This is a genomic window from Halobacteriovorax sp. ZH5_bin.2 (assembly GCF_043196375.1).
Lineage (GTDB): Bacteria > Bdellovibrionota > Bacteriovoracia > Bacteriovoracales > Bacteriovoracaceae > Halobacteriovorax_A.
The window spans coordinates 122,497-135,140 of the sequence record NZ_JBEBMJ010000003.1 but is presented as its reverse complement, the minus strand read 5'-3'; the positions used below and the strand labels follow the sequence as shown (position 1 = coordinate 135,140).

Here is a 12,644-nt window from a genome sequence, read left to right as displayed (position 1 = left end):
GATCTTAATTGATCCTCTCCATTAACTCTTCATTTGAATTTAAGATCGTAATCAATTCGAAGTGCTCTTTCGAGATAAATCCCTCAGCAACTGAATTTTCAATATGCTTAATTAAGTGGTCAAAGTAGCCGTTTACATTAACTAAATAGATTGGCTTCTTATGGTATTGAAGTTGCGCCCACGTCGTAATTTCAAATAACTCATCAAGAGTTCCAAAGCCACCTGGATAAGTAACAAAAACATCTGAGAGTTCATACATTCTCTCTTTGCGAGTATGCATTGTATCGACTTCGATGAACTCAGTCAGACCTTGATGCCCGACTTCCCAATCAATTAGTGACTTTGGCATAACACCGATAACATGCCCATCTTTAGCAAGCATCGTATCTGCAATCATCCCCATGACACCAATTGAAGCACCACCATAGACAAGGTAGTGGCCATTTCCCACAAGTTTCTCACCTAGATCTTTTGCGTAGTTTAAATATGTTTCGCCCCTTCCACTTGATGACCCACAAAATACACATACTCTCATATTACTCTCCAACTTCAATATTCAAATCTTCTAATGAAAGAAGAGATTTAGCGTTCTTCTTTAAATATAAAAAGTATTCTTGATTTCCACTCTTGCGACCTTTAATTACACAAGGCTTAAAACCAAGAATTCCAAGTCCCATGGCCTCACATTGAATCTTCATTTCTTCAACGGCCCTTAGAACATAACTTCTATCTTTTACAATTCCCTTCTTACCAATACCATCTCTTCCAACTTCAAACTGAGGCTTGAAAAGAACGATCATTTCAGCATCGTCTCTACTAATATCAATAAGGTTCTTCCAAATTAAATTTAACGAAATAAATGAAAGATCCACAACGCACAGATCAACTGCTTCATCTAATTTGTGCAGCTCCCGTACATTTGTCCCTTCAAGATTTACGACTCTTACATCACTAACTAGGCTTGATGCCAATTGCCCGTGACCAACATCAATGGCAAAAACTTTTGAGGCACCATGGTTTAGACAAAATTGAGTAAAACCACCTGTACTGGCACCAACATCTGCAACCAATTTATCTGCAATGACAACATCAAACGCCTCAAGTGCTCCAGCGATCTTATGGAAGCCTCGGCCAACTTCTTCACTACTCTCATTTAGTTGAATGTCATCACTGCTTGAAACTTTATATGAGGTTTTTGTGATTACTTTACCTGCGACAGTAACTTTACCATCTCCAATTACTTGCTGGGCACGACTACGAGTCGTAACGAGGCCAAGCTCGACGAGTTTCTTATCTAATCTTTCAAAATTTTCTTCAGACATTAATGAACTACTGGTTTGATTTTAATTTTTGTTTTCTGTCCTAGCTCCGGTTCACTGAAGACAACATCCCCTTCAGTTCCGAGCTTTAGGTTTAGTTCAAAGCTTTTTGAGAGGGTTTTTGAAAGAACTCTCCCCTCAATTTTCACCATGGCACCTGGGCCATAGATCTCTTGGCTATCAACAAATTGACCACTTAAAAGTAGATCAATTTTACTCTTCATAACAAAGCGACTCATCTTCTCTGGTTGAATATTTTCAATAAAGTGGAGTTCACTCATAAGAATTGTTTGACCCTCGAAGTCCTTTTCATGTGTCATCACAACTTCCACAAAGATTGTGGCATATGTATTTAGACCTAAAAGGAAAAGTAATAAAAACTTTTTAATCATTAAATTCACCAGTATAGACAAGTTTTGTCTGGCCACCAAGATAGATGAAGCCATCGACTCTTTTGACAAATAGTATACCACCATTTGTTAGAAATTCTATTTCGTCTCTATGTTCGTATTCTTTATCCCAGAGCATGCAGGCTGCGGCGACATTTCCCGTTCCACAAGCAAAGGTCTCGGCCTCAACTCCACGTTCATATGTTCGAATACGCCACTCACCTTCATCAATTTGATTGATAAAGTTAGCGTTCGAGCCACGAGGAAAGTCTTCGTCAAAACGAACACGTCTTCCTACTGTATCGACATCTACCTCTTGAGCGTCATAGACCATAAACACACTGTGTTCAACACCAGTATTAATATAGTACGAATCCTGAGCGTCTTCATACTTATTAGTGAGATCGTATAGATCAGCATCTTTAATGACGGTCATATGAACCCAAATGACATCACCTTCAATTCCAGAAGAGTAGAGCCCACTTCCCGTAGTAAATTTAAAGTCTGTATTCTTTGTCCCAGTTGTACGGCGATAGAAGTCAGTGATAGCACGAGTCGCGTTTCCACACATACTCTCTTCATTGCCATCAGCATTTAGGTAGCGCATATGAAAGTCATACTTGTCACTACTTTCTAAGAAAACAACTCCGTCGGCTCCAATTCCAAAGCAGCGTTGACACAATTGCTGCCACTTCTCAGTGTTACTAACTTCCTGCTTCCCATCACGATTATCAATAAGAATGAAGTCATTTCCATTTGAGCTATACTTACTAAACTTTGTCATGGGTCTATCATTTCATTGTTTTGCGAATTTGACTACTGTCGCCAATTACACATCGCACCACTGCCACATAGCAAAATTTTGTAGCCAGATTACCAAATCTTAGTTAAATTTATATTTCAAATTACCAACTTATGGGACATTAGCTCAGTTGGTTAGAGCCCCCGGCTCATAACCGGGTGGTCACAAGTTCAAGTCTTGTATGTCCCACCATAATAAAAAAGGTCGACCTCGCGTCGGCCTTTTTTGTTATTGAGGGTTATATAAGTCCATTGAAAATTGTGTTTCACAAGTTTGCCTACAGGATGTAGGTATGTCGCGGAGGCCAAGGATGGCCGAGAGCGACCAAGTCGAGCACAATACAATTTTCTATTTATCTATTTCTTGAACGCAGGGACCACCCGAAGGGTTGTCACACTAAAGAGAAAAAGTGAATCTAAAGCTATTTCAACTCTATTAAATAATGCTCAGATCCCCACCACTTTCCATCAACAAATGTAAGATTCTCTCTTCTTCCGATAAGTTTAAATCCCATTTTTATAAGGTTTGCTCTTATGGCCTCATTAAAATCAAAGATACCAGCTTCAACATGAGTGCATCCTTCACGAATTGCTAGTTTTCTGATTTCGGAAAAAATATGTTTCGATAATCCTTTTCCGCGATGAGATGATTTTCCTATGGCCAGACTTGGCCAACAAACGCGACCTTCTTTATACATTCCAGCAGGGTGATTTATAAAAAACGATCCGTATCCAAAGTAGTCAAAATCATCCTTAATTATAAATGCTACTTTATCCTCTTTAGAAAATGCTTTTTTAAAGTCATTTATAGAAAAAGAGACGGTGAAATCTTCATCGTCGTTTTGAAGGAACCAGTTATTGACAACTAGTTCATCTGCAAGCCATGAGCAATAAGCTTCTGCCTGTAGTTCATTATTTGGATCAATTTTTTCAATCGTAATATTCATAATTTGTTTCTCCACTCTATTTAAGCTAATCAAATCATACACATAGATACGACTGAGAACATCTTCCACTTGCATACAAAAAAGCCCCTGATAAACAGAGGCTTCTTTATTGTACGTAGAGCCTTCATCGGGAAGGATCTAAAGAAATTATAACATACGATAGCTGTCAATAAAAAGTCCTTTCTTCCGCTCAATGATGAGCACTCATAGGGAGAAATCATGGAGGTTTTTTATTGTACGTAGAGTTAGTGATTTGCTTGGTTAATATATTGATTATACTGAGCAAGTTATAACTCGGGAAGGGCGAGATATCGCCCTTCTTTTTTATGGAAGCTACAGTTTCAACTGAGGTTTTAATTGATATTTAAATATATTTAATAACATATGAGTTATGGACACATAGTTCATAAAGTGAAATTAATGTCCCACCACAGATTGTTTGGCAAAAACTATTTCCACTAAGCTATGAAAAAGCTTTTGTTACTCTTCAAATATTTTTTTAATAAAAGCTATTTTCTAGTCTTTATTCATAGGTACATAACTAATTGAATCACGAAAGCTGTAGCATACGACATTATTCTACTTATCAATAATTTGATAGGCCCACGAACGACTATCTGAGCTTTCATGCGCTTTCGCCTTAACTAAAGTTGCACCATTAGGGAAGATTTGATCATAACAAGGACCTACCCGAGGATCACACGTTTTAGAGAATATGTTCGATGGTGTTCGCTTAGTAAACGGTACGCGCCACCTTTTCGAGATTTTAGATATTTAAACACCCTAAGATACTTATACATACCAAGAAGAATTGAAATTCTAAGTCAATATAAATAAAGCTAATAAATTAACACATGCTTAATTAGGAGTAACTAATACAAAATCTATTATTCTCAATCCTAAAAAGAATTATTTCTCTAACTTATTTAATTCACGAAAAGGTGGCGCGTACCCCATAACTAAATTCTTTTTAACAAATTACGATAAGTGCTTAAGAAGTTAAGGCTTTGTTATCTTTGAGGATATTTGGGGAAATATGAAAAGCTTGCTAAGGATTCTAGTAATCCTTTCGTTTACATTTATGACTTATGCTGAAGAGTGCGAATACAATAATAGTGCCTCACCAGACTTAGATAAGATCCTTAAGCTTGCAGGCCAAGTTGAAGATATTGTCAGATATATCCACGACACTCCTCACGTAGGCGATGATCGAAAAGAAAGAACAGCAAGCTCACCTAAATGGCTAGCGGCAGTTGGAAAACTTAATAATCACTGCTCAGCAAATCTCATTGGAAATGATCTCGACGAAAATTCAAGAGTAGCCTCGACGGCCTTTCACTGTATTGATGAATATATTGAAAGTGGAAAACCGATTTATATTACCTTCACAACCAATGATGGCAGAAAAATCAAAAGAGAAGCAAAGATTCATAAGAGTGGCGATCTCTACGAAGATAGAGCGATTCTCATTTTAGATGAACTAATTTCATATAAAGATATTCCGCCACTAATTATTGGAGATGCTGATTTTGCCAAGGAAGATGGTATTCTTATTACATTTGCCGGGCATTCGAGCGACACGGGCCTAGGAGCAAAAGGAAAGAAGTTAACATACGATGAAGACTGTAAGTATAGAGAATATAGGGATGAAAGTTCTGAAAACTATATTTACTTCGAAGATTGCTCTGCTTACGGTGGGGCCTCTGGAGGAGCAGCTGTAATCGTTGAGGAAATGGACGGAGATGAGATACCATTCCTTGTTAGTCATATTATTAAAAGTACAAAAAAAGGTGTCGCCGTCGCATACGGTCATTATGACACCTATTATTCAGAAGATAATTTTTTAAATGAATTATATGATGCAGTTGATGAGTTTAATACCTACGACGACTAGCTACATGTAGGATCGATATCCACGTCACAGATTCCACACATCTCTTTCTTATCAGCATACTGTGTGTTTTCACAGTAGCCAGCATAGTCTCCGTGATCTAAGTGGTCTTGGACAGAGTTCTTATTGATTGTAATTTCCTTGGCCTTATCTGGGTTTCCTGGAGGCACGTGACAAATAATAACCTTGTTCCCCTGCTTAGGGCATCTAAGAAGTGGTCTTCCCTTGGCAAAGACAGAAGACGTCGTCATGGCCAGTACTAAGAATGTGATTGTTGCTTTCATAAATCCTCCAAAATCTTCTCTATTATACCACCTTACTAGGCCCTCACGACATTTACTAAGCCCTTAATAAAACAAGGATTTTCAAGATAACTCTAATCAATAATTAACATTCAACTACTCAACATATTGAAATCCTTATGTATAATTGTGAGTATTCAAAAGATTTGAGGGATATATGCCAAATACAAAAATCAAGGAAAGTTACGATTATATTATTATTGGATCAGGTTTTGGCGGTTCGGTTTCAGCACTTAGACTTGCTGAAAAAGGATATAGCGTCCTAGTCGTTGAAAAAGGGAAAGACTTCTCTGATACAACAAAATTTCCAAAAACTAATTGGAATCTTCCAAGGTGGATGTGGCTTCCTCAGTTGAAGTTCTTCGGTATCCAACAACTAACTTTCTTTAAGCATATTTCAGTTTTAAGTGGCGTTGGTGTTGGTGGCGGCTCTCTTGTCTACGCAAATACACTTCCAAAACCGAAGTCACAATTTTTTAATCATGGACCATGGAAGGACTTAAATAATTGGGAAGAAGAACTTTCTCCATATTATGATCTAGCTTGGAAAATGCTTGGTGCAGAGAAAACAAGACACCATGGCGATGCAGATCACACAATGCTTGAACTTGCGAAAAATATTGGCCGTGAAAAATATTACGACTCAACGAAAGTTTCTGTCTACTTTGGAGAAGAAGGCAAAGAAGGTGTTGAAGTTGCTGATCCTTACTTCGACGGTAAAGGGCCTACTCGCTCAGGTTGTATTTCATGTGGAGCCTGTATGACGGGATGCCGTTATAATGCAAAGAATACTCTCGACAAGAATTATCTCTACCTCGCTAGACAGCTTGGTGTCGATATACTTCCAGAAAATAAAGTAACACATGTTTCCCCAATAGATGGAGCTAACGGAAAAACTGGTTACGAAGTAACTTTAAAAGAATCGACAAAGTATTTTGGAAAGACAAGAACGCTAAAGGCCAATGGTGTTATCTTTAGTGCCGGTGTTCTAGGAACGATTAACTTACTACTTGATTTAAAGAAAACAACACTTCCTAAATTATCACCAGCTCTAGGTGATACAATACGCACAAATAACGAAGCACTTATTTTAAATACAACATATAAGAAAGATATTGATATGACCAAAGGCGTGGCCATTGGTTCAATCATTGACATTGATGAACACTCGCACCTTGAACCAACACGCTATGGTAAGGGCTCAGGCTTCTGGCGAGTTCTTATGGTTCCGATGATATCGGAGCCAAACTTCTTTTTAAGAATGATTAAACTTGCAATAGAACCTTTCAAAGATCCAATTAAGTGGTTTAAAGTTTTGACCGTAAAAGACTTCGCAAAACAAACGAATATCCATCTCTTTATGCAGCACCTTGATAGTACGTTAAAATTTACGAAGGGTATTTTTGGAATGAAGTCAGTTCTTTCAAAAGGTGAAGCCCCAACTGCATTTATACAAACAGCTCATCAAATGGCAAAAAAATATTGTGAGATCATTGATGGGAAACCAATGGTTATGTTTACTGAAACATTAACGGGTATTCCTTCGACGGCGCATATTCTTGGGGGAGCCTGCATGGGAGAGACAGAGAATGAAGGCGTCATTGATAAAAATAATAAAATTTTTAATTACGAAAATATGTATGTCTTTGATGGATCAATGATTTCTGCCAATCCAGGGGTAAATCCATCTCTTTCAATTACAGCAATTACAGAATACGGAATGAGTAAAATTCCTGCCAAAAATAATTAAGACTTAGGTGGCCAAAAGGGCCACCTACTTTCCATGCCAAACGACCGAATATAAATCATGTCTACGATCTTTTAAGTTCTTAACAGCACCATTTTGTCTAGCTTCTAAGAGTGTATCTATTCTAAGGTCTGCAATAGCAACCATTTCCACATTTGGAGTAGTATCAGCTGCAATTCCATCTTTCGCAAATGGAAAATCACAAGGAGTTAAAATACAACTTTGAGCATATTGAATATCGACATTATTTACTCTTGGTAAGTTTCCAACATTTCCTGCCATGGCCACATAGATTTGATTTTCAATTGCACGGGCCTGACAACAATATTTCACGCGACAATAAGCTTGTCGGTTATCAGTTAAGAAAGGAACGAAAAGAATATTAATACCTTGATTTGCAAGGTGTCTTGTAAGTTCAGGGAACTCACTATCGTAACAGATCAAGACACCAATTGGGCCACAGTCAGTATCGATAACCTTAACCTCATCACCACCTTCAATATTCCACCAGTATTGTTCATCAGGAGTTGGGTGAATTTTTGCTTGTTCGTGGATTTGCCCATCTCGGAGACAAATATAGCTGATATTATGGACACGCTCTCCTACTTTCGTAGGGTGCGATCCAGCAATAATATTTACATTATATTTTACAGCAAGACGTTGAAAGAGGGCCTTAACATCCTCAGTGTATGCAGTCATATGTTCAATTGCAACGTTAGCTTCAACTTCTTCGTTTTTAATTGATAATAGCTGCATCGTAAATAACTCAGGAAATAGAACGAAGTCAGCACGATAGTCTGCCGTTACATCAACATAGTATTCAACAAGGTCTTCAAACTCTTTAAAACTAGAAATTCCACGTTGTTGATATTGTACACTAACAACTCGGACTGAGTTCTGTTGAACAGGACGATCTTTTTTACTTTCTTGAGCTTGGTACTCTGTATTTTTCCATATCAAATGGACACCATAGCCCATCGACTCTTTATCAGTAGGAAGATATTTTTCAAGAACACCTAAAACTTCAAAACCATTTCGGAGCTGAAAACCAAGAGTCGTATCTCTTATCTTCTTTTCTTTTACTTTTTCAATATAATCTTCGACACTATCAACTTGTTTGATACGGCGGTGCAAACTTGGAATTCGGCCAACAAAGACAATCCCTTTTAAGCGTTCGTACTTAACAAGTCTTTTTCTGGCATTATATAGACGTTGACCGATACGATGTCCTCGAATAGAGGGGTCAACACAAGTCTCATATCCATAGAGGTAGTCACCATCCTCGTCATGAGTGGAACCATAACCTCGTCCTGTGATACTTGCCCATGTATGCTTTTTAAAAACTGTTTTTTCAGGAAGTAGAATACTTGCAGAATAGCCCACTATCTTTCCATTAAGTGTGGCAACAAAATTTCCTTCAGGATAATTTGTAATCTGCCCGCGAATCATCCCTTTGGTGTAGTCATCAGGAAAGCCAGTATAAGACCGAGCAACTAATGCATGAATCCCATCTATATCTTTTAGGTTTGAAAGCCTTACCTCAAGCTTCACTTCTTTTGCTTTTTTCGTCATTTAGTCATCCTTGATATATCTATTTTAGCAGTAATATTGCCGCTTACAAGACTCTATTAAGTAGCTAAAATCTTTAGATAAAATAAAGCTTTTTCACAATTTTGGACCATGTTATAATTAGAGCATGACGGCAAAGCGTGATGAATTCACTATCATTACTACATACAACTGTAACTGGGATTGTTCTTACTGTATTATTGATACACATAAGCGTAATAAAACTTCTCCTATTAGCAAAGAGATGCTCTTAGGTAAGATCTATTCTGTAACAGAAGGGGCACAAGTTAGCCTAAGTGGTGGTGAACCAGGCCTTATCGACCCCGTAACGATGGAAAAGGTTTTTCAACATCTCGTAAAGCTAAATTGTACTATTGATGTATTTACAAATGGATTGTTTATTAAAAGGTATGGCGATAAGTACCTAAAATATGTTGATGAAGTATTATATCACTGTGTAGAGAACCTTGATCAAGAAATCGAATATCCAAATATGGATGAAGAACAGTTTACTTATGTAATTATCGTGACAAACGATAATCATCATATGGTAGATGATTTTCTAGACAAGTATTCACACCTTTCATTTAAGCTTTCATGTAACTCAAAACATGGTCAAACTCTAAACCGTGGTGACGCCTTTAAACTTTTTATGAGAAACAAGCACAGAATTAGTGAAGATAGCTTTGAAACGCTGTTTCGCTATCACTGTGATTGTAATCTAATTTAGTAATAAATTTTAAATTGTTCTTCCAAGACATCAGAGACAACTTGTGCAAAGTCAAAAATTGCTCCACTTGGTTTAAGGATTATACACCATTCTTTTTCTAAATATGTAAATTCCTCGTGTGCAACTAAAGTAACCACTAAGTCGTAATCTCTATAGTCTGATATATTCTTAGCTTTATCAATATATGGATCAAAAGAGTCGATAACTCGATCAAGACGAACCTTTAGCTTTTCATATAACTCTAGTGCTCTTGAATCACGTGTATCATTACAATTTTTCTTATAAGTTTTCCCAAGCAATAAAACCCTGTCATCATTTTTACTCATCGCTAGTATCCTCTCCTCTAAAGAGTTAACCATTGAATCATTTATTTGACGTGCTTTAAGGATAATTGAATCATTATCAGACTCAAGATAGGTCGACAAATAACGAGGGTCTATACTAATGCAATGCCCCCCAACAAGACCTTTACTCACATTTGGAAAATTCCACTTAGTCCTTGCAAGTCTAACTGCTTCATTGAAATCGATTCCCTTCTTCAGAGCACCTTGATAGAACTCATTCATCATTGCAATATTTATGTCTCGAGAAGTATTTTCAATAAGCTTTGCAAACTCACTGGCCTCAATGTCACGGCTTAATTCGACTCTTTTAAATATCTTATTATAGATAAATTCTAAATCTCTTAACTTATTCAGCGACTCACATGAGACAACCTTAACAATCTCTTCAAATTTCATAAATTTGTCATTAGGACTAACACGTTCTGGAGAAAAGGCAAAATATATGTCATCTCTACCAATTAGCTTTCTAATTGATTTTGTTGTTTCAGGCATGACAGTAGATTCAATAATAATAGTGTCTCCTGAACACAGGTAATTTCTTAGGCTTTCTACAGCTTCAAGAACACGACTTTGATCTGGTTTATTATAAGTATCTAATGGCGTAGGAACGGTTATAAGGTAGTAATTTACATCCGCTAACATCTCTATATCCGAAGTGAATAAACACCCACAATCTATGATCTCTTTGGTCGAGAATTGTTCAGATAAATCGACTCCATTCTTCAAGGAATCAATCTTTTCTTTATCAATGTCAAAGGCCAATGTTTTAAAGAATTGTGGGAACCTAACAGCTAAGTTGATTCCCACATATCCGACGCCAATAATGGCAAGAGTTGTATTTTTCATTTCATTATTCTAAAGGTGCTACAGGAATTGAGCAAACCTCTTCATACTTATAAGCATCCTCTCCATTACAAAGAGCTTTCATAAGAAGATTAACTCTAAACTTCAGCTCATCATTCTCACGCTTAAGCTCCTTAATAGCCGCTGTATTTACTGCAGGCATTTTTGTGTACTGCACACTCTTCATACCATTTTCATCTGTCGATACAACTTCCGGAAATACCTTTTCAATTTCTTGAGCGATATAACCAATATCTCTTCTATTATTTGCATTCCAAACGAATTCAACACCTCTAATTTCGCTAAATTTTTCAAGTACATTTTCAAGCTCTACGATATCGTGCTTATATCTTCTATCTGAAGCAAAATTCATATAAGAAGTTCCTTGGAAGTTTATATATGAAGTTCCATTCATCCTAATATTTGCACCTGTATCAACAGTAAGTGTCTTGTTAGCACTTAGAGTCGCCCCTTGCCTGAAGTACGTTCTATTACTATTAAAATTCACATCATAAGATGTACCATTATTAAAAGCGACATTTCTTCTGAATACACCGTCTCCATAAACGTCTAAAGATGCAGAACCAGCAGCAAGGATTGGAGATGTACCAACCGTTATAGTACCACCATATGGATTTAACATAATAATGTTCGCTCCACCATTTCTCGTCCCCTGTATCGATCTTGTATCAAAAGATATTGAACTTCTACCGTATGACGAAGTGTAATCCTGGAGCTTTAAGAGAGGACTGCCTGGATTAGCACTTGATGTCCAACCTGCATTAGAGTTTTCAGGAGCAGACGGATTGTCTTGACCAATTTCAACTCGTCCCCATGGGTTAAGATTTAGAGGTTTCCCTTTTGTTTGAATTGTATCTTCATCGATCGACAGATATTCGGCCCCCCCCAGAGTCACTTTTAATGGTGCATTTTGTCCATTATCATTTGTTATTTGAGCTGAGTAAGTATCTCCAATAGTAGCTGCATTCGTAGTATTAGTGGCCGGTGTTGTTTGGATCGTTCTAATTTTCAAATCCTTACAGTCACCATCAACATCAATCGTTCCCCCTAGGGCCTCACAGGCATTATTTAGGAATTGGTCAGCATCCCCAAAACATGAGAAGATTCGTCCTTCATTAGCTCCACTTCGATGGACAACAACTTGAAGTGGTACTGTTGCACGACTTACTGCTGCTCCGATTGTGTTTTGTTTAACGGCAGCAGCTGATGTAGCTGCTCGACCTTTTTTAAAATATGCCTCTAATGTTACTTCAATTTTTGTGTACTCTTCTGTCCCGACGCTATATTCAACTAAATTACCTGTAGGATTGTTACTTGCATCACGAGGCCTTCTTATTCTTACATTATCAACAGTAATCGTATCAGCACCTTGTCCGATTTCATCACCGATTGAATAAATCGTATTATCATCAGAATTTTTAATATTATTAACAGTAACAACTGACCAAAACTGCTTAGGTGCACTTGAGTTTGAACCAAGATCTAAATTACCTAGAGTATTCATACATGCCTCAGGGTCAGAAAGAAGTCTTGCCAGCCTTTGTCTTTCTTGTTGAATGTTAAAAATCTGAGTTGCTCTTTTTGAAGTCTTATTAATATTTCCAATAATATTAACAACGGCAACAGACAGAACACCAAGAAGGCCTGCTGCAACCATAATCTCCACTAGTGTGAAACCAAATTGATTAAAATTCTTTTTATTTCTCATTGAGACATCCCATTTAAATGTACTATGTTATAA

12 protein-coding genes and 1 tRNA gene are annotated in these 12,644 nt (G+C 37.2%); 4 read left to right on the top strand and 9 right to left on the bottom strand.

Annotated features, from left to right (window positions below):
* Positions 1-4 precede the first annotated feature (4 nt).
* The 4 genes from ABMA76_RS09115 to dapF are packed head-to-tail and all read right to left on the bottom strand — an operon-like array spanning position 5 to position 2,492.
* Complete coding sequence (locus ABMA76_RS09115; protein ID WP_392909860.1) at positions 5-535, bottom strand: TIGR00730 family Rossman fold protein; 531 nt, start codon at positions 533-535, stop codon at positions 5-7.
* Between the two features lies 1 nt (position 536).
* Positions 537-1,322, bottom strand: coding sequence for a TlyA family RNA methyltransferase (locus ABMA76_RS09110; RefSeq protein ID WP_393061425.1), 786 nt, complete (start codon positions 1,320-1,322; stop codon positions 537-539).
* The gene (locus tag ABMA76_RS09105) at positions 1,322-1,711 is read right to left on the bottom strand and encodes a hypothetical protein (RefSeq protein WP_392909856.1); all 390 of its coding nucleotides are present in this window, start codon (positions 1,709-1,711) and stop codon (positions 1,322-1,324) included. Before ABMA76_RS09105 ends, ABMA76_RS09110 begins: the two co-directional genes overlap by 1 nt.
* Positions 1,704-2,492, bottom strand: coding sequence for a diaminopimelate epimerase (dapF, locus tag ABMA76_RS09100; protein WP_392909854.1), 789 nt, complete (start codon positions 2,490-2,492; stop codon positions 1,704-1,706). Before dapF ends, ABMA76_RS09105 begins: the two co-directional genes overlap by 8 nt.
* A 133-nt stretch (positions 2,493-2,625) precedes the next feature.
* Here dapF and ABMA76_RS09095 point away from each other — a divergent pair.
* Positions 2,626-2,702, top strand: a tRNA-Ile gene (locus ABMA76_RS09095).
* Between the two features lie 229 nt (positions 2,703-2,931).
* Here the strand turns inward: ABMA76_RS09095 and ABMA76_RS09090 are convergent.
* Entirely contained in the window at positions 2,932-3,456 is a 525-nt protein-coding gene (locus ABMA76_RS09090; protein ID WP_392909852.1) for a GNAT family N-acetyltransferase, read from the bottom strand.
* A gap of 1,036 nt (positions 3,457-4,492) precedes the next feature.
* Between ABMA76_RS09090 and ABMA76_RS09085 the strand changes: the two genes are divergently transcribed.
* Positions 4,493-5,350 carry a hypothetical protein gene (locus tag ABMA76_RS09085; RefSeq protein WP_393061423.1) on the top strand — a complete coding sequence of 286 codons (858 nt, stop codon included), beginning with the start codon at positions 4,493-4,495 and terminating at the stop codon, positions 5,348-5,350.
* On the opposite strand, the gene ABMA76_RS09080 is transcribed toward ABMA76_RS09085, so the two are convergent.
* Positions 5,347-5,631, bottom strand: a complete 285-nt coding sequence (locus tag ABMA76_RS09080; protein WP_392857778.1) for a hypothetical protein — start codon at positions 5,629-5,631, stop codon at positions 5,347-5,349. The two genes, ABMA76_RS09085 and ABMA76_RS09080, sit on opposite strands and share 4 nt — an antisense overlap.
* A 175-nt stretch (positions 5,632-5,806) precedes the next feature.
* Here ABMA76_RS09080 and ABMA76_RS09075 point away from each other — a divergent pair, with 175 nt between their 5' ends.
* Complete coding sequence (locus tag ABMA76_RS09075; protein WP_393061421.1) at positions 5,807-7,399, top strand: GMC oxidoreductase; 1,593 nt, start codon at positions 5,807-5,809, stop codon at positions 7,397-7,399.
* A 24-nt stretch (positions 7,400-7,423) separates the two neighbouring features.
* Here ABMA76_RS09075 and ABMA76_RS09070 read toward each other — a convergent pair whose 3' ends face one another.
* On the bottom strand, positions 7,424-8,968 hold the full coding sequence (locus tag ABMA76_RS09070; protein ID WP_392909844.1) for a GNAT family N-acetyltransferase: 1,545 nt from the start codon (positions 8,966-8,968) through the stop codon (positions 7,424-7,426).
* Between the two features lie 124 nt (positions 8,969-9,092).
* On the opposite strand from ABMA76_RS09070, the gene ABMA76_RS09065 reads away from it, so the two are divergent.
* Positions 9,093-9,695 (top strand): radical SAM protein, encoded by a 603-nt coding sequence (locus ABMA76_RS09065; protein WP_392909842.1) that lies wholly within the window; start codon positions 9,093-9,095, stop codon positions 9,693-9,695.
* Here ABMA76_RS09065 and ABMA76_RS09060 read toward each other — a convergent pair.
* Together ABMA76_RS09060 and ABMA76_RS09055 are read right to left on the bottom strand one after the other, a co-directional pair.
* Positions 9,692-10,885 carry a nucleotide sugar dehydrogenase gene (locus tag ABMA76_RS09060; RefSeq protein WP_392909840.1) on the bottom strand — a complete coding sequence of 398 codons (1,194 nt, stop codon included), beginning with the start codon at positions 10,883-10,885 and terminating at the stop codon, positions 9,692-9,694. The genes ABMA76_RS09065 and ABMA76_RS09060 overlap by 4 nt on opposite strands.
* Before the next feature lie 4 nt (positions 10,886-10,889).
* The gene (locus ABMA76_RS09055) at positions 10,890-12,611 is read right to left on the bottom strand and encodes a tail fiber domain-containing protein (protein WP_392909838.1); all 1,722 of its coding nucleotides are present in this window, start codon (positions 12,609-12,611) and stop codon (positions 10,890-10,892) included.
* Positions 12,612-12,644: the final 33 nt, after the last annotated feature.

Excerpts from the sequence above, each read along its gene's own strand:
- ABMA76_RS09070 (WP_392909844.1), bottom strand. The coding sequence starts at position 8,968 with ATGACGAAAAAAGCAAAAGAAGTGAAGCTTGAGGTAAGGCTTTCAAAC.
- ABMA76_RS09065 (WP_392909842.1), top strand. The coding sequence starts at position 9,093 with ATGACGGCAAAGCGTGATGAATTCACTATCATTACTACATACAACTGT.
- dapF (WP_392909854.1), bottom strand. The coding sequence starts at position 2,492 with ATGACAAAGTTTAGTAAGTATAGCTCAAATGGAAATGACTTCATTCTT.
- ABMA76_RS09085 (WP_393061423.1), top strand. The coding sequence starts at position 4,493 with ATGAAAAGCTTGCTAAGGATTCTAGTAATCCTTTCGTTTACATTTATG.
- ABMA76_RS09105 (WP_392909856.1), bottom strand. The coding sequence starts at position 1,711 with ATGATTAAAAAGTTTTTATTACTTTTCCTTTTAGGTCTAAATACATAT.
- ABMA76_RS09055 (WP_392909838.1), bottom strand. The coding sequence starts at position 12,611 with ATGAGAAATAAAAAGAATTTTAATCAATTTGGTTTCACACTAGTGGAG.
- ABMA76_RS09110 (WP_393061425.1), bottom strand. The coding sequence starts at position 1,322 with ATGTCTGAAGAAAATTTTGAAAGATTAGATAAGAAACTCGTCGAGCTT.
- ABMA76_RS09090 (WP_392909852.1), bottom strand. The coding sequence starts at position 3,456 with ATGAATATTACGATTGAAAAAATTGATCCAAATAATGAACTACAGGCA.
- ABMA76_RS09115 (WP_392909860.1), bottom strand. The coding sequence starts at position 535 with ATGAGAGTATGTGTATTTTGTGGGTCATCAAGTGGAAGGGGCGAAACA.
- ABMA76_RS09060 (WP_392909840.1), bottom strand. The coding sequence starts at position 10,885 with ATGAAAAATACAACTCTTGCCATTATTGGCGTCGGATATGTGGGAATC.
- ABMA76_RS09075 (WP_393061421.1), top strand. The coding sequence starts at position 5,807 with ATGCCAAATACAAAAATCAAGGAAAGTTACGATTATATTATTATTGGA.
- ABMA76_RS09080 (WP_392857778.1), bottom strand. The coding sequence starts at position 5,631 with ATGAAAGCAACAATCACATTCTTAGTACTGGCCATGACGACGTCTTCT.